Annotated in this window: 14 protein-coding genes and 1 pseudogene; 9 read left to right on the forward strand and 6 right to left on the reverse strand. The window is 75.6% G+C overall.

The genetic code is table 11. The features are described from left to right. Position 1: 1 nt before the first annotated feature. A complete protein-coding gene (locus ABZ945_RS22150) occupies positions 2 to 376 on the reverse strand; it encodes a CU044_2847 family protein (RefSeq protein WP_361272195.1) in 375 nt (124 codons plus the stop codon). 148 nt (positions 377 to 524) lie between these two features. Between ABZ945_RS22150 and ABZ945_RS22155 the strand changes: the two genes are divergently transcribed. From ABZ945_RS22155 to ABZ945_RS22185, 7 genes and pseudogenes are all read left to right on the forward strand, one after another. Then, on the forward strand, positions 525 to 1,151 hold the full coding sequence (locus tag ABZ945_RS22155) for a YigZ family protein (RefSeq protein WP_361272125.1): 627 nt from the start codon (positions 525 to 527) through the stop codon (positions 1,149 to 1,151). A 234-nt stretch (positions 1,152 to 1,385) separates the two neighbouring features. Then, positions 1,386 to 2,069: a class I SAM-dependent methyltransferase gene (locus ABZ945_RS22160; protein WP_361272198.1), complete on the forward strand. Its 684-nt coding sequence runs from the start codon at positions 1,386 to 1,388 to the stop codon at positions 2,067 to 2,069. Between the two features lie 43 nt (positions 2,070 to 2,112). Further along, entirely contained in the window at positions 2,113 to 2,808 is a 696-nt protein-coding gene (locus tag ABZ945_RS22165; protein WP_361272128.1) for an alpha/beta hydrolase, read from the forward strand. 286 nt (positions 2,809 to 3,094) lie between these two features. Then, positions 3,095 to 4,264, forward strand: coding sequence for an exonuclease SbcCD subunit D (locus ABZ945_RS22170; protein ID WP_361272200.1), 1,170 nt, complete (start codon positions 3,095 to 3,097; stop codon positions 4,262 to 4,264). A 46-nt stretch (positions 4,265 to 4,310) separates the two neighbouring features. Beyond that, positions 4,311 to 7,328, forward strand: a complete 3,018-nt coding sequence (locus ABZ945_RS22175) for an SMC family ATPase (protein WP_361272131.1) — start codon at positions 4,311 to 4,313, stop codon at positions 7,326 to 7,328. A gap of 63 nt (positions 7,329 to 7,391) precedes the next feature. After that, a pseudogene (locus tag ABZ945_RS22180) lies at positions 7,392 to 7,565 on the forward strand (rhodanese-like domain-containing protein); the annotation flags it as partial. Between the two features lie 141 nt (positions 7,566 to 7,706). Then, a complete protein-coding gene (locus ABZ945_RS22185; RefSeq protein WP_361272133.1) occupies positions 7,707 to 8,561 on the forward strand; it encodes an SDR family oxidoreductase in 855 nt (284 codons plus the stop codon). 29 nt (positions 8,562 to 8,590) lie between these two features. On the opposite strand, the gene ABZ945_RS22190 is transcribed toward ABZ945_RS22185, so the two are convergent. Next, positions 8,591 to 10,282, reverse strand: a complete 1,692-nt coding sequence (locus tag ABZ945_RS22190) for a DUF885 domain-containing protein (protein WP_361272136.1) — start codon at positions 10,280 to 10,282, stop codon at positions 8,591 to 8,593. Between the two features lie 104 nt (positions 10,283 to 10,386). Then, positions 10,387 to 10,950 carry an Lrp/AsnC family transcriptional regulator gene (locus ABZ945_RS22195; protein ID WP_361272139.1) on the reverse strand — a complete coding sequence of 188 codons (564 nt, stop codon included), beginning with the start codon at positions 10,948 to 10,950 and terminating at the stop codon, positions 10,387 to 10,389. 59 nt (positions 10,951 to 11,009) lie between these two features. On the opposite strand from ABZ945_RS22195, the gene ABZ945_RS22200 reads away from it, so the two are divergent. Beyond that, positions 11,010 to 12,263 (forward strand): PLP-dependent transferase, encoded by a 1,254-nt coding sequence (locus ABZ945_RS22200; protein ID WP_361272142.1) that lies wholly within the window; start codon positions 11,010 to 11,012, stop codon positions 12,261 to 12,263. Here ABZ945_RS22200 and ABZ945_RS22205 read toward each other — a convergent pair. Both ABZ945_RS22205 and ABZ945_RS22210 read right to left on the reverse strand, forming a co-directional pair. After that, entirely contained in the window at positions 12,154 to 13,638 is a 1,485-nt protein-coding gene (locus tag ABZ945_RS22205; protein WP_361272202.1) for a GNAT family N-acetyltransferase, read from the reverse strand. The genes ABZ945_RS22200 and ABZ945_RS22205 overlap by 110 nt on opposite strands. Before the next feature lie 332 nt (positions 13,639 to 13,970). Further along, positions 13,971 to 14,801 (reverse strand): alpha/beta fold hydrolase, encoded by an 831-nt coding sequence (locus ABZ945_RS22210; protein WP_361272144.1) that lies wholly within the window; start codon positions 14,799 to 14,801, stop codon positions 13,971 to 13,973. 303 nt (positions 14,802 to 15,104) lie between these two features. On the opposite strand from ABZ945_RS22210, the gene ABZ945_RS22215 reads away from it, so the two are divergent. After that, the gene (locus ABZ945_RS22215; protein WP_361272147.1) at positions 15,105 to 15,851 is read left to right on the forward strand and encodes a GntR family transcriptional regulator; all 747 of its coding nucleotides are present in this window, start codon (positions 15,105 to 15,107) and stop codon (positions 15,849 to 15,851) included. Between the two features lie 50 nt (positions 15,852 to 15,901). Here ABZ945_RS22215 and ABZ945_RS22220 read toward each other — a convergent pair whose 3' ends face one another. Further along, a complete protein-coding gene (locus tag ABZ945_RS22220; RefSeq protein WP_361272150.1) occupies positions 15,902 to 16,303 on the reverse strand; it encodes a signal peptidase I in 402 nt (133 codons plus the stop codon). Between the last annotated feature and the right edge of the window lie 33 nt (positions 16,304 to 16,336).

Here is a 16,336-nt window from a genome sequence, read left to right on the forward strand (position 1 = left end):
ATCACGCTACCGGCGAGGCGGTTCCGCCCGGCTCCTCGACGTCACTTCTGTGCCAGGTGAGACGCACGGAGAAGTTGGCCGCCGTCGCGGTGCTCGCGATGACCACGTCCGCCTCGGCCGAGAGCGACACTCCGAACTCCAGGGTGATCTCGTCCGGCGCGTTCACCATCCCCCGGAACCTGCCCACGAAGGTCTCCGCCACCGGGCGCACGGTGTCCAGCATCTCCCCGAAGGTCCGCTCCGCCCGGGCCACCGAGCGGCCGCCGCGACCCACCCGGACCAGGGTCTCGTCCACCTCGCGGATCTGGACCCGGACCGTCTCCTCGGAGCCGTCCCCCAGCGGGACCTCCACCGTGTGGACCAGGCGTTCGCTCACTGCTTCCTCCAGCACTCGGGGAGGGTTGATCGTAACGGGGCAACAGCGTCCGCAACGAGGGGTGTTGATGCGGGTGTCGCGAACCGGTGGGCAGCCGGCGCCCGTACACGGGTCCGGACCGGCACACCTCCCGGGCTAGGGTGGCCGGATGCAGGAGCAGTACCGCACGGTCGCCCGGGAGGGCGTGCACGAGACCGAGATCAACCGTTCCCGCTTCCTCTGCGCGCTCGCGCCCGCCGCGACCGAGGAGGAGGCGCAGGAGTTCGTCGCCCGCATCCGCCGGGAGCGCCCCACGGCGACCCACCACTGCTTCGCGTACGTCATCGGCGCCGACGCCGCCGTGCAGAAGGCCGGCGACGACGGCGAGCCCGGCGGCACCGCCGGGGTGCCCATGCTCCAGATGCTGCTCCGCCGCGAACTGCGGTACACCGCCGCCGTGGTCACCCGCTACTACGGCGGGGTGAAGCTCGGCGCGGGCGGACTGATCAGGGCCTACGGGGGTGCCGTCGGCGAGGCGCTGGACGCGCTCGGCACCGTGGTGCGCCGGCGGTTCCGGCTGGCCACCGTCCAGGTGGACCACCAGCGCGCCGGAAAGCTGGAGAACGACCTGCGCGGCTCCGGTCGCGCGGTGCGCGAGGTGCGCTACGGGGAGTCCGTCACCATCGAGATCGGGCTGCCCGACGCCGAGGTGGACGCCTTCCGCGCCTGGCTGGCCGACGCCACCGCCGGCACCGCCCACCTGGAGCTCGGCGGCGAGGCGTACGGCGAGGCCTGAGCGGCCGCGAACGGGCCCCGGGGCCACCTGGGCGGGCGGGTGGAAAACGGGGTGACCGGCGGTCGCGAGCGGGGCTACCGTCGCGGGATGGACCAGGAGCAACCGGACGCCCGGGACGCACCGCCCGGCCCCGTCACCGCCCCCGTCGACCACTTCGCCGAACCCGCCGCCCACGTCCTTGTCGACCACTTCGCGGAGGAGGTGGCGTCCCGCTACGACGACCCCTCCTCGCCGATGTTCCAGCCGCCCGCGATCGACCCCGCGGTGGAGCTGCTGGCCCGGCTCGCCGCCGGTGGTCCCGCGCTCGAACTGGGCGTCGGCACGGGCAGGATCGCCCTGCCGCTGGCCGCCCGGGGGGTGCCCGTACACGGCATCGACCTGTCCCGCGCCATGGTGGAGCGGATGCGGGCCAAGCCCGGCGGCGACCGCGTCGGGGTGACGATCGGGGACTTCGCCACCACCCGCGCCCCGGCCCCCGGCACCTACGGCCTCGTCTACCTCGTCTACAACACGATCAACAACCTCACCAGCCAGGACGCCCAGGTCGCCTGCTTCCGCAACGCGGCGGACCATCTGCGGCCCGGCGGCCGCTTCCTCATCGAGGTCGGTGTGCCCGAGCTGCGGCTGCTGCCTCCGGGGCAGCGCGCGGTGCCGTTCCGGGTCGACGACTCCGGGTACGGCTTCGACACCTATGACCCGGTCACCCAGGCGATGACCTCGCACCACATCACCGTCTCCTCCGGCGGGCGGGCCGAGGTCCGCTCCCTCCCGTTCCGGTACGTCTGGCCGGCCGAGCTGGATCTGATGGCACGCCTCGCCGGGCTGCGGCCGCTCCACCGCTGGGAGGACTTCTCCGGGCGGCCTTTCACCGGCGAGAGCCGCCACCATGTCTCCGTGTGGGAGAAGCCGGGCGCCTGAAGGGGCCGGGGGCGTTGTCAGACCCCCGCGTTACGGTTCGGGCATGGTGAATTTCGTCATGGTGGCCGGGGCCTGGCTCGGGGCGTGGGCGTGGGACGCGGTGGTCCCGGCGCTGCGGGCGGCCGGGCACGGGGCGTACCCGGTGACGCTCTCCGGGCTGGCCGAGAAGCAGGGCCTGCCCGCCGGGCAGCAGACCCACGTACGGGACATCGTCGGAGAGGTCGAGCGCCTGGACCTGCGGGACGTGGTGCTGGTCGGCCACAGCTACGCGGGCATACCCGTGGGCCAGGCCGCCCAGCTCATAGGCGACCGGCTGGCCCGGGTGGTGTTCCTGGACTCCGAGGTGCCCGTCGACGGCGAGCCCTTCGCCTCCGTCCGGGTGCGGGCCGCGATCGAGCAGAACGGCGGCTTCTGGCCCCCGCTCACCGCCGAGGAGTACGAGGGGCAGGGGCTCACCCCGGAGCAGGTGGCCCGGATCACCGCGGGCTCCGTTCCGCACCCGGGGGCTAGCCTCACCGAGCCCGCCGCCCTGCACGGCAGTCTGGAGGAGCTTCCGGCCACCTATGTGAAGTGCCTGCTGGACTGGCCCGAGCCCGGCCCGGAGGCCGCCCGGCTGCTGGAGAGCCCCCGTTGGCGGCTGGTGACCATGGACACCGGCCACTGGCCGATGTTCTCCCAGCCGGAGGAGCTGGCCCGGCTGCTGCTGACCGAGGCGGGGGACGGGGCGCCGCCCCGGTAGCGCCCGCACGTCTGCGCGGCGGCGCCGTGGCCGCGACCGGGATGTGGCGTTCGGGTGATCCGTCCCCCGGACGGATGGCAGACTGAGGCACCGGAAGAGACGAGGCAGCCGAGGCACCGGCGCGGCGGCGTGCCGGCCGGGACGGCAGCGCCGACCGGGAGGGAAGCGGTCGGCGAGGACGGCGGGGCCGGAGCCGGGTGCGGGGCAGAAGCCCGGCCCGGTGGACGACGGCATGGAGAGCGACCGGAGGGGCGGCAGTGGTGCGGACGCGGGGCGGGGCGGTCCGTTGAGGATCCTGCACACATCGGACTGGCATCTGGGCCGGTCGTTCCACCGGGTCGGGCTGCTCGACGCCCAGGCCGCCTTCCTGGACCATCTGGTCGCCACCGTGCACGCCCGCGAGGTGGACGCGGTGCTGGTCGCCGGGGATGTCTACGACCGGGCGGTGCCGCCGCTGGCCGCCGTGGAGCTCTTCGACAGCGCCCTGCACCGGCTGGCCGCCGCCGGGGTGCCCACCGTGATGATCTCCGGCAACCACGACTCGGCCCGCCGCCTCGGGGTGGGCGCCGGACTGATCGAGCGGGCCGGAATCCATCTGCGCACCGACCCGGCCGCCGCCGGCACCCCCGTGCTGCTCTCCGACACCCATGGCCAGGTCGCCTTCTACGGGCTGCCCTACCTCGAACCGGCACTTGTCCGCGAGGAGTTCGGGGTCCGTAAGGCCCGGCATCAGGCGGTGCTCGCCGCCGCCATGGACCGGGTCCGCGCCGACCTCGCCACCCGCCCCGCCGGCACCCGCTCGGTGGTCCTCGCGCACGCCTTCGTCGCCGGGGGCGAGCCCAGCGACAGCGAGCGGGACATCACCGTCGGCGGGGTCGCCGCCGTCCCGGCCGGGGTGTTCGACGGTGTGGACTATGTGGCCCTCGGCCATCTGCACGGCAGCCAGCGCATCACCGAGCGGGTCCGCTACTCCGGCTCCCCCCTCGCGTACTCCTTCTCCGAGGCCGACCACCGCAAGACCATGTGGCTGATCGACCTCGGAGCCGATGGGGCGATCACCGCGGCCGAGCGGATCGACTGCCCGGTGCCCCGCCCGCTGGCCCGGCTGCGCGGCCGGCTGGACGAACTGCTCGCCGACCCCGCGCTCTCCCGCCACGAGGACGCCTGGGTGGAGGCCGTCCTCACCGACCCGGTCCGCCCGCCCGAACCGATGGCCCGGCTCGCCGCCCGCTTCCCGCACGCCCTCAGCCTCCGCTTCGAGCCCGAGCAGACCGAGGACGGCGCCGCGGCCGCCTCCTACGCCCAGCGGCTGCGGGACCGCGACGACCGGCAGATCGCCGAGGACTTCGTCGCCCACACCCGCGGCGCCGGCCCCGACGCGGGGGAGCGGGCCGTGCTCGGCGCCGCCTTCGACCACGTACGACTGGACCTGACCCGGCGCGAGGCGAACGGATGAGCCCGCACCCTCCCGCCGCTCCCCGCGACCTCACCGAGGCGGCCCGATGAGACTGCACCGGCTCACCGTCACCGGCTTCGGCCCGTTCGGGGGCACCCAGACCGTCGACTTCGACGCCCTCTCCGAGGCCGGGCTGTTCCTGCTGCACGGGCCCACCGGCGCCGGTAAGACCTCCGTCCTGGACGCCGTCTGCTACGCCCTGTACGGGGCGGTGCCCGGCGCCCGCCAGTCCGTCGGCATCCCGCTCCGCAGCGACCACGCCCCGGCCGGCACCAGCACCGAGGTGCTGCTCGACCTCACCGTGGGCGACCGGCGGCTGGAGATCACCCGCCGCCCCGCCCAGCAGCGCCGGAAGAAGAACGGCTCCGGCTTCACCACCGAGCGCGCCCAGTCCTGGCTGCGCGAGTACCGCCCCGACACCGGCCGCTGGACCGACCTCAGCCGCTCCCACCAGGAGATCGGCAAGGAGATCGAGGCCGTGGTCGGGATGAGCCGGGAGCAGTTCTGCCAGGTCGTGCTGCTGCCTCAAGGCGACTTCGCCCGCTTTCTGCGTGCCGACGCCGAGGCCCGCGGCAAGCTCCTGGGCAAGCTCTTCGACACCGCGCGCTTCCAGAAGGTCGAGGAGCGCCTGGCCGAGCTCCGCAAGTCGGCCCAGCGCCAGGTCGAGAGCGGCGACGAGAAGCTGCTCGCCCTCGCCCACCGGATGGCCCAGGCCGCCGGACCGGTGGCCGCCGACCGGCCCACCCCGGATATCCGCCCCGGCGAACCGGGCCTCGCCGAGGCGGTCCTGGACTGGGCGGCCGTCGCCCGCGCCGGAGCCCGGGAGCAACTGGCGGTCGCCGAGGCCCGGTCGGCCCGGACCGAGGGCCACCAGGCCGAAGCCCGGGACGCCCTGGACGGGGTACGGGAGCTGGCCGAGGCCCAGCGGCGGCACGCCGAGGCGCTGCGGCGCCGCACCGAGCTGGACACCCGGCGCCCCGAGTACGAGGCCTGGCAGGCCCGGCTGGACCGCGGCCGCAAGGCCGAGCGGGTCGCCGCCCCGCTCGCCCTGCGCGAGGAGGCCGAGCAGGAACACCGGGCCGCCCGCGCCGACCGGGACCGGTCCGCCGCCGCACTGCCCGCCCCACTCGCCGACGCCGGCCAGGAGCGGCTGACCGCCCGGGAGCGCGAGGCCCGCCAGGAGCTGGCCGCGCTGGCGGGCGCCCGGGGCGCCGAGCGGCGCGCCGCCGAGCTGGACCGGGAGCGCGCCGAGCTCGACCGGGAGGCCCGGGCCGACGAGGAGGCGCTGCGGGAGACCGCCGACTGGCTGGACGGCTGGGAGAGCACCCGCCCCGAGCTGAACCGCCGGATCGAGGAGGCGCAGGAGGCCGCCACCCGCGCCGAGCAACTGGCCGGACGGCTGGAGGCGACCGGGCGCCGGCTCACCGCGGCCCGCCGCCGCGACCAGCTCACCGCCCGCGCCGAGACCGCCCACCGGCAGCTGACCGAGGCCCGCGAACGGGCCGCCGGCGCCAAGGAGACCTGGCTCGACCTGCGCGAGCGCCGACTGCGCTCCATCGCCGCCGAACTGGCCGCCCGGCTCGCCCCCGGAGAGCCGTGCGCCGTCTGCGGCTCGTCCGACCACCCCGCCCCGGCCCGCCCCGGCGACGGCCATGTGGACCGGGCCGCCGAGGACGTGGCCTACACCGCGCACACCGAGGCGGACGCCGCCCGCTCGGCCGCCGAGCAGGAGACCGCCGTCGTCCGGGAGGCGCTGACCGCCGCCCGGGCCGAGGCCGACGACCAGCCGGTGACCGTGCTCACCGCCGAGGTGGCGGAGCTGGAGCGGAGCCTCGACCAGGCCCGGCGGCTCGCCGGTGGCGCGCACGCCGCCCGGGAGGCGCTGGCCGCCGCCGAGCGGGAGCACGACCAGCGGCTCGGCGCCCGCCGGGACACCGAGCGGCGCGCCGCCGCCCGTACCTCCCGCCGGGAGGCCCTGGACGAGCAGCGGGCCGCCCTCGGCGCCGAGTTGGCCCGGCTGCTCGGCGGCACCGGCGGCGGGGTCGCCGAACGGGCCGCCGCCCTGGAGGCGGACATCGCCAGGCTCGCCGAGGCCGCCGAGACGGTCCGCGCCCTGGAGCAGAGCGCGCGCCGGCTGAAGGAGGCCGACGCCAGGCTCGGCGACGCCGCCTACCGCGCTGGCTTCGACACCCCGGCCGCCGCCAAGGAGGCCCTGCTCACCGACGAGCAGCACCGCGAGCTCCAACGCCGGCTGGACGCCTGGCAGGCGGAGGCCGCCGCGGTCGCCGACCGGCTCGCCGAGCCGGACAGCCGGGCCGCCGCCGCGCGCCCGCCCGCCGACACGGCTGCCGCCGAGGCCGCGTACACCGCCGCCGAGCGCGCCGTCCGGGAGGCGGCCGCCACCCTCGCCGCCCACCGCGACCGGGTCACCGCACTGGCCCGGCTCTCCGCCGAGGCCGCCACCGAGGTACGGCGGCTGGGGCCGCTGCGCGAGGAGTACGAGCGGGTGGCCCGGCTCGCCGGACTGGCCGCGGGCACCTCCGCCGACAACCAGCGCAAGATGCGCCTGGAGTCCTACGTCCTGGCGGCCAGGCTGGAACAGGTCGCCGCGGCCGCCACCGCTCGCCTCCAGCGGATGTCCGCCGGCCGCTACACCCTGGTCCACTCCGACGCCCGCTCCGGCACCAAACGGGCGGGCCTCGGACTGCATGTGGTGGACGCCTGGACCGGCGCCGAACGGGACACCGCCACCCTCTCCGGCGGCGAGACCTTCTTCGCCTCCCTCGCCCTGGCCCTCGGCCTGGCCGACGTGGTCACCGACGAGGCCGGCGGGGTCCGGCTGGACACCCTCTTCATCGACGAGGGCTTCGGCAGCCTGGACGACCAGACCCTCGACGAGGTGCTGGACGTCCTGGACTCCCTGCGCGAGCGGGACCGCAGCGTCGGCATCGTCAGCCATGTCGCCGACCTCCGCCGCCGCGTCCCGGTCCAACTGGAGGTCGTCAAGGGCCGTTCCGGCTCCACCGTCCGGCTGCGCACCGGCGCGGGCGCGCTCGGCGGCTGAGCCGCAGGGGCCCCGTTCAGCCCGAAGCAGTCGTCCCCGGTGGCATGGTGCCCCTCCGGGACCGGCCCCGGCTGCGACGGCGCCACCCGCGCCGCGCTCCCCCTCGCCGAACTCGGCTACCGGGTCGAGGAGATGCTCGGCGGCTTCGAGTACCGGGCGCGGGAGGGCCTCGCGTACGAGACCGCCGACGGCACCCGTACCGGCCCGCTCGACCCGCTGACCGTCACCGCCTGCTGACCGCCTCCGCCTGCTGACCGCCTCCGCCCGTACCGCCGACGGCGACTGCGGCTGCCGACGCCGCCACCGGCGGCAGCCCGTCGCGGCGCGGCCCGGAAAACCGGGTGACCGGCCCGGGGCGCCCCACCGACCATGGGCGGTATGACGAGCCCGCACGCCATCCCCCCGGCCGCCTCCCTCCGCCGCGATCCGCTGCCGCTGCGCGGGCGCACCGCGCTGGTGACCGGAGCCTCCCGGCGCCAGGGCATCGGCTACGCGGTGGCCCGCCGGCTCGCCGCGTACGGGGCGAGCGTCTACCTCCACCACCATGTCCCGCACGACGCCGGCCAGCCCTGGGGCGCCGACCCCGACGGCTCCGAGGCGGTCGCCGAGGGGGTGCGTGCGGTGCTCGCCGACCCGGCGGCCACCGTCCACCACGGCCCCGGAGACCTCGCCGACCCGCGCGGCCCGGCCCGGCTGGTGGCGGCCGCCGCCGAGGCACTGGGCGGCCGGATCGACATCCTGGTCGCCAACCACGCCCTCAGCGGGCGGGACGGCACTCTGGACGAGGTCGACGCCGCCATGCTGGACGCCCACTGGGCGGTGGACACCCGCTCGGTGGTCCTGCTGGTCCAGGCGTACGCCCGGCTGCGGGCCCGGCAGCCGGAAGGCGCCCCCGGTGGGCGGGTGGTGATGATGACCTCCGGGCAGGACCACGGCGGCGGTATGCCGCACGAGGTGGCGTACGCGCTCGCCAAGGGGGCGCTCGCCTCCGCCACCCGTACCCTCGCCACCTCCCTCGCGGACCTCGCCGTCACGGTCAACACCGTCAACCCGGGCCCGGTGGACACCGGTTACCTGGACGGCGAGGCGTACGAGGAGATCGCCCGGCTCTTCCCGGTCGGCCGCTGGGGGCTGCCCGACGACCCGGCCCGGCTGATCGCCTGGCTGGCCACCGACGAGGCCGCCTGGGTGACCGGCCAGGTGGTCGACTCCGAGGGCGGCTTCCGACGCTGACTCGGTTGCCCGCCGCCCGGCATGGAAGGTCACAGCCGGGACAGCTCGTCCTCCAGGTCGTCCAGGCCGAGCGACCCCAGCGACAGCGCGGCCATGTGCCAGCGCTTCAGGTCGAAGGCGTCGCCGTGTGCCGCGCGGGCGGCCGCCCGGCCCCGCAGCCAGGCGCGTTCCCCCAGCTTGTAGCCGATCGCCTGCCCCGGCACCGACAGATAGCGGGTGAACTCGCTCGACGCGTACGCCGGTGGGAAGGCCGAGTGCCGCTGGAGGAACTCCTCCGCGAGTGCCGGAGTCCACCGCTCCCCTGGGTGGAACGGCGAGTGCGCGGGGATGGCCAGCCCCAGATGGGCGCCGATGTCCACGATCACCCGGCAGGCCCGCAGCATCTGGGCGTCCAGATAGCCGAGGCGCCGCTCCGGGTCGGGCAGGAAGCCCAGTTCGTCCATGAGCCGCTCCGCGTACAGCGCCCACCCCTCCAGGTTGGCGCTGACCCGCCCCACCGTCGCCTGGTAGCGGGAGAGCCGGTCGGCGACATACGTCCACTGGGCCAGCTGGAGATGGTGGCCGGGCACCCCCTCGTGGTACCAGGTCGACACCAGCTCGTACACCGGGAAGCGGTCCCGGTCGTCCACCGGCAGCCAGGTGCGCCCGGGCCGGGAGAAGTCCTCCGACGGGCTGGTGTAGTACGGGGCGGCGGCCCCGCCCGGCGGCGCCACGCGGGACTCCACCCGGCGGACCGGCCCGGCGAGGTCGAAGTACCGGCCGTCCAGGGCCTCGACCGCCTCGTCCATCAGCTCCTGGAGCCAGGCCCGGGTCTCCTCGGTGCCCTTGAGGTGGGTGCCGCGGCGATCCAGATGGGCCAGCGCCTCCCAGGGACCGGCCCCCGGCAGGATGTGCCCGGCCTCGGTGCGCATCTCGGCCAGCAGCCGGTGGAACTCCTCCCAGCCGTACGCGTACGCCTCGTCCAGGTCGAGGTCCGTACCGTTGAAGTAGCGCGCCCAGCGGGCGTACCGCTCACGGCCCACGGTGTCCGGCGCGTCCCGCACCGCCGGGGCGTACACCTCCCGCAGCCACTCCCGCAGCGCGCCCACCGCGGCGGTGGCCCGCCGGGCCGCGGCGTCCAGCTCCACCCGCGCCCCGGCCGGCGCGCCCGCCACCAGCTGCTCGAACCAGCCACCGCGGGCCGAGCCGCCGCCCGACCACTCGGCCAGCTGCTCGCCGAACACGGCCGTGGCCCGCGGACCACCCGGCAGCCCCTGGGCCAGGCCCTCCGCCAGCGCCTCCCGGTAGCCGTCCAGCGCCGCGGGCACCGCCCGCAACCGCTCGGCCACGGCGGCCCAGTCCCCGGCCGTCGCCGTCGGCATCACGGTGAACGCCACCCGCACACTGTGCGCCGGGGAGCGGAGGTTGCTCACCGCGCGCAGGCCCTCGCCCGCCTCGTGGACGCCGAGTTCGGCGGTCAGCCGCTCCCGCAGCAGCCGGGCGCAGCGCCGTTCGGCGTCCTCGCCGGCACCCGGCAGCTCCTCGGCCCGGTCGAGCCGGCGCAGGGTCCGCCGGGCCAGGGCGGCGACCTCCTCCTGACCGGCGGGGGAGAAGTCCGGCAGCAGACCGGCGCTGGCGGCGACCCCGAGATGGGTCCCGGTGATCGGGTCGAGTTCGACGAGCTCCGCGACATGGGCGTCGGCGACCTGCCGGGGGAGCGCTTCGCTGGAGGTGGCTGGCATGCCGGCCATCCTGGTACGGGCCCGAGGCAGACACCACCCCTCCGCACCGGGCCCGGGCCGCATCCGACCCCTCGGCGACGGTCGCGGCGTACCGGTGCCGATGCCTACGCCGTACCGGCGGCCGACGGCGACGCCGTACCGCTCGGCGACGGCTGCGCCGGAACCGCGCCCTTCGGTTGAGGCTGCGGGGGCGGGGGCTGCGGCGGCAGCAGCGGGCCGCACTCCCACTGCTGGAAGATCAGCCGGGTGTCCACCCGGGCCACCTCCCGCCGCGAGGTGAACTCGTCCAGCACCAGCCGCTGGAGGTCCGCCGGGTCCGCCACCGCCACATGCACCAGGTAGTCGTCCACACCGGTCAGATGGAACAGCGCCCGCGACTCCGGCAGCGCCCGCACCCGCTCCACGAACGGCCCGATCAACTCCCGCCGATGCGGCCGCACCTGCACCATCAGCAACGCCTCCAGACCGCGGCCGATTTTGGCCGGATCGAGCCGCAGCCGGTGCCCCAGCACCACCCCGGTGCGCCGCAGCCGGGCCACCCGGTCCAGACAGGTGGACGGCGCCACGCCCACCTCGGCGGCGAGCTCCCGGTAGGTGGTCCGGGCGTCGTTCTGCAACAGCCGCAGGATGTGCAGATCGACCGTGTCCAGTACGACGGAATCGGTCATCGGCCGAACGTAGCACGGGACTATCGCCGTACTACCCGGTAATTGTTCACAGTGCCGCCATGGATGCCACGCCGTACGACGACGCCTCCCCGGCCCCCACCCGGGCGCTGGCCACCGAGGCCGTGCACGCCGGGCGCGAGGACCTCGCCGCCCAGGGTCTGCACGCCGTGCCGCTCGACCTCTCCACCACCTACCCCTCCGCCGACTCCCGCGCCGAGGCCGCCCGCATCGACGCCTTCGCCGCCACCGGCGCCCGCCCCGACGGGCCCCCGGTCTACGCCCGGCTGGACAACCCGACCACCGCCCGGTTCGAGACCGCGTTGGCCAGGCTGGAGGGCACCGAGAGCGCGGTGGCCTTCGCCAGCGGCATGGCCGCGCTCACCGCCGTGCTGCTGGTCCGGGCGAGCAAGGGCCTGCGCCATGTGGTCGCGGTCCGCCCGCTGTACGGGTGCAGCGACCATCTGCTGGAGGGCGGGCTGCTGGGCACCGAGGTCACCTGGACCGACCCGGCCGGGATCGCCGACGCCATCCGCCCCGACACCGGCCTGGTCATGGTGGAGACCCCCGCCAACCCCACGCTCGCCGAGACCGACATCCGCGCCGTCGCGCACGCCTGCGGCGAGGTGCCGCTGCTGGTGGACTCCACCTTCGCCACCCCGGTGCTCCAGCGCCCGATCGAGCACGGCGCGCGGATCGTGCTGCACAGCGCCACCAAGTACCTCGGCGGCCACGGCGACGTGCTGGGCGGGGTGGTCGCCTGCGACGAGGAGTTCGCCGCCGATCTGCGCCGTATCCGCTTCGCCACCGGCGGGGTGCTGCACCCGATGGCCGGCTATCTGCTGCTGCGGGGCCTGTCCACCCTGCCGGTACGGGTGCGGGCCGCCTCCGCGACCGCCGCCGACCTGGCCCGCCGGCTCTCCGTGGACCCGCGGATCGCCCGCGTCCACTACCCGGAGATCGGCGGCGCCATGGTCGCCTTCGAGGTGTACGGGGACCCGCACGAGGTGATCGCCGGGGTGCGGCTGATCACCCCGGCGGTCAGCCTCGGCAGCGTGGACACCCTCATCCAGCACCCGGCCTCCATCAGCCACCGGATCGTGGACGAGGGCGACCGGCGGGCCGCCGGGGTCAGCGACCGGCTGCTGCGGCTGTCGGTCGGCCTGGAGGACGTCGAGGACCTGTGGCGCGACCTCACCGAGGCGCTCAGCCCGCGGCCGGACCACCGGCGGCCGGCTGCCGCAGGGCATGCGGCGGACGCTCCTCCGCAGGCGGCCGGCGGTCCGCTGCCGGAGGCGTGGACAGCCGGGCGGTGATCACCAGCGTGCCCTCCTCGATCTGGTAGTCCAGCGGGAGGTCGAGGGCGCGCATCGCCGCCACCATCCCGGTGTTGGACGACTGGGTCACCGCGTACACGCTCTCGCAGCGGGCCTCCCGGGCCAGCGCGACCAGCCGGCCCAGCAGCTCGGAGCCGACGCCCCGGCGCTGCCAGTCGTCCTCCACCAGCAGCGCCACCTCGGTCTCGTCGCCGTCCCAGAGCAGATGCCCGAGGGCGACCAGCCGGCGCGGGCCGCCGGGCCCCTCGGCCGCCTCCACCGCCAGGGTCCGGCCGAAGCGGGGGCTCAGCAGATGGTCCAGATAGCGGTCGGCGTCACCGACCGGGCCGTGGTAGCGCGCGGCCAGGGTCCGGTCGGAGCACCGGTCGTGCATGGCCCGGGCCGCGACCGCGTCCTTCTGGTCGACCCGGCGCACGGTGATCTCGCCGCCGCCCTCCGGCAGCGTCAGGGTGTCCCGGCCGCGCGGCAGCCGGGGCCCCAGCCGGGCGTCCAGCTCCACCAGCGCCCGCGCCCGGGCGAACTCGGTCGGGGTGAACGGCAGATAGGCCCGCTCGATGGTGAGCACCCCGCCGCGCGGATCCCGCAGCCGCATCACCGTGTCGCCGTCCTCCAAGGCGCCCTCCACCGGCGCGCTCACCCCGGTCGGCCGCCCGGACAGCGACACCGAGGGCAGCGAGTGGATGGTGCAGCGGCCCAGCAGCTGGCGCAGCGCCAGCGGCAGTTCGGCCGCGTCCAGCGCGGTACGGGTGGCCAGCCCCAGCACCCGGGCGGGGGTGTCCACCAGGTCGTGCGCGTCGGCCCGCTCGGTCCAGGTGTCCCGGCCGCCGGCCGCGCCCACCGCTCGGGACAGCTCCGCCGCCTGCAACCCGGCGGGCGCCCGCAGCAGGAACTCGTCCACCGTGCCGTCGGCCAGCGGATGCGTCTGCAGGGTCAGGATGTCCACGCCCAGCCCGGCGAGCGCCCCGCACAGCGCGGCCAGGCTGCCCGGCTCGTCCCGTACGGTGGTGCGCATCCGCCACAGCACGGTCGCCCGCCCGGCCACCGCCTCTGTGGCCGCCTTGGTGGCCGCCTCCGGAGCGGGGCCGGTATCCGGCGGCGGCGCATGGCTGTGCCGCCGCGCCCACCAGGTGTGGAACGCCGCCGTGGCGACCAGCGCGACCGCCGAGACCCCCAGCAGATACGGGCCGTCCGGCCCGTGCGCCACCATCTTGGCGACCAGGTCCACCACCGCCACGGCGGCGAACATCGCGGCCAGCTCCACCAGGTCGCGGCGCCAGTGGTGCCGGCGGGCGGAGGCCGCTTTCCCCCTCGGGTCGCTCGTCCGGGTCGCTTCGGTCGTCGGGTCGGTCGTCATGTCGGTCGTCACGTCGGTCGTCTCAGTCATGACCTCACTGTGACCCAGCGGTGTTGCGCGATCACAAACGCTCTGTGACTGATCGGTTAAGCGGGGATTTGGGTAGGTGATGGCCGGTTTCGGGCGGCGCTGGCGCGATGTGTCCCCCAACCCCTTTCCACGCCCCTCCCTCCCCCTGACCTGCGCGAACCGGCCGACTGTCAGTGGCGCCCGCTACGTTGGAGCCATCCATTCGCGCCTGCTGGCTGCGGCGCTGCCGGATCCGAGGCCCCGCCCTCCCCTTGATGCGGGGAGCGCGGGGCCGCGGTCCGTGACCCCCGCCTCCGAGGTCCTCAGCGGCTCCCGTCCAGCAGCACCCGGGCGACGAGAGCGGGGTCGTCGTTCATCGGCACATGCCCGCACCCCGGCAGCCGCACCAGCCGCGCCGAGGGCAGCGCCCGCTTGGCGCGCGGCCCCTGGCGGCGGAGCAGCAGCCGGTCCCGGGTGCCCCAGGCAACGGTGACCGGAAGATCGGGCACATCATCGGTGAACAGCACCCGGCGCCCGGCGGCCAGCGTCGCCCGGAAGCCCGCCGCCCGGCGCAGCGCCAGCGTCTCGGCCACCACCGCCTCGGGCGACCGCCGCCCGGGGCGGGCGTAGATGGTGCTGGTCAGCGCCGCGCGCCCGGCGGGGGAGCGGGACAGCCACTCGATGGTCGGCAGCGGCAGCGCCTCGGCGCCCCGCCGCATGGCCATCAGCGTGCCGAAGGCGTACCGCCGCTCCGCCTCGTTCCAGAAGCCGGCCGGCGAGAGCGCCGTCACCGAGCGGACCAGCTTCCGCCGCCCCAACTCCAGGGCGAGCAGTCCGCCCAGCGAGTTGCCGGCCACATGCGGCCGGTCCAGGTCCAGCGCCTCGCACAGACCCCCGAGCACCGGGCCGACCGTGGCCAGGTCGTACGCGCACCCCGCCGGCAGTGCGGAGGAGGCACCGAAGCCCGGCAGATCGACCGCGATCACCTCGCGCTCGCCCGCCAGGATCTCCAGCACCGGCTGCCACGCCTGCCAGTGGTGCCCTATCCCGTGCAGCAGAAGCAGCGGGGCGCCCGCGCCGAGCCGCTCGTACTCCACCGACACGGTGCCCGCGCCGCCCGCGGACTCGACACTGAAGGTGACCCGCTCGGCCATCCGCCGCTCCGTCCCTGCCCTGTCCCGACCCTGTCCCGGCCCGTCCGGCCTTAGACGCGATGTCAGCAAGAATTCCGCACCGGCGCCCGCCACGACAAGAGGCGCGCCCGCACCGCCGAACCTCCAGGGGCGCGAACACCTTGTGAACGCTCTGCGACAGAGGGCGATTCCGCTCCGTGACCGTCCGAGGATTGGTCTTGACCAAGGGGGTGCGCCGCCCTATGGTCGCAGAGTTAGTGCAGGAACCTTTAATAAACAAGGCACGGAAAGCCGCCTCATGGCCGGCGATTGCGGAGGATCAGGGTGGGGACCACGCAGCTGGATTCAGTGCCGGAGCCGAAGTACTGGCACCTGAAGACCGTCATCGGCGAAGCCCTCGACACCGACTTCTCGGTGGGCGAGATCCTGCCCAACGAACGCGACCTCGCGGCCCGGTTCGGCGTCGCGCGCGCCACGCTCCGCCAGGCGCTGGAGCAGCTCGAACTGGAAGGCCGCCTCCAGCGCCGCCGCGGTGTCGGCACCACGGTCGCCCCGCCGCGCGTCGGCGTGGACGTCTCCACCACCCAGCACCGGTGGCCCGGTGCCGCGGACGACAGCTGGCGCCCGGTCGACTGCGGTCTGCCCGAGGTCCCCGCCGCGGTGGCCCGCCTGCTGGACCTCGCCCCCGCCGCCGGCGCTCCCGTCCACATGGTCCGCCGCATCCGGCTGACCCACGGTCAGCCGGTGGCCGCCGAGCAGCTCTACGTCCCCGCCTCCTCGGTGCCCGCCCTCAGCGCCATCGACGCCCCGTCCGGGCCCACCCGGGCCCGCGCCGTGCTGCGCGAACTCCAGCGGCTCACCCTGGACGGCCAGGACCGCGCCGTCGAACTCGGCTCCGCCCGGGCCGAGGACGCCAAGGAGCTCGACCGGCTGCCCGGCGCCCCGGTGCTGGTCGTCACCACCCGCTACTTCTCCGCCGGCCGCACCGCCGCCCTCTCCCTGGGCACCTACCGCGCCGACACCTGCCGCCTCACCTTCGGCGACGCCGGAGACCTCCAGATCGCCTCCTGAGCACCGCGGTCACCTCCCGGGAGCTCCCCAGGGCTCCCGGGGGTCCCGCGTCACCCCACCGGGGCCGCCTCCACCGCGTACCCCGGCACCGACGGCCACCGGACGGTCAGCACCACCGACTCCTCCTCGGCACACCAGGAGTGGCCGACCCCGCGGCCCCAGACCACATAGTCGCCCTGCTCCGCCAACACCACGTCACGGCCCGGAAGCTCCACCCGGAAGCGGCCGCTGACCAGCACCAGCAGCGCCGTCCGCTCCTCACCCTCCACCCATCGCGCACGCCGCTCGCCGCGCGGGTGGACACCCCACTTGACCTCCACCGCCTCGCTGTGCCGGGGGTCGTCGGCGTCCTTGAAGTGACCGAGCAACCACCCCCGGTCCAGCGCCGCGTCCCTGCCCGCATGGCCCACATACACACCGTCGTGCCCACCGTCATGCCCACCATCGTCCACGCCGCCGGACGCTACCAGCCACTCACCAAGCGG

The organism is Streptomyces sp. NPDC046887 (assembly GCF_040644755.1).
GTDB classification, from domain to species: Bacteria; Actinomycetota; Actinomycetes; order Streptomycetales; family Streptomycetaceae; genus Streptomyces; species Streptomyces lichenis.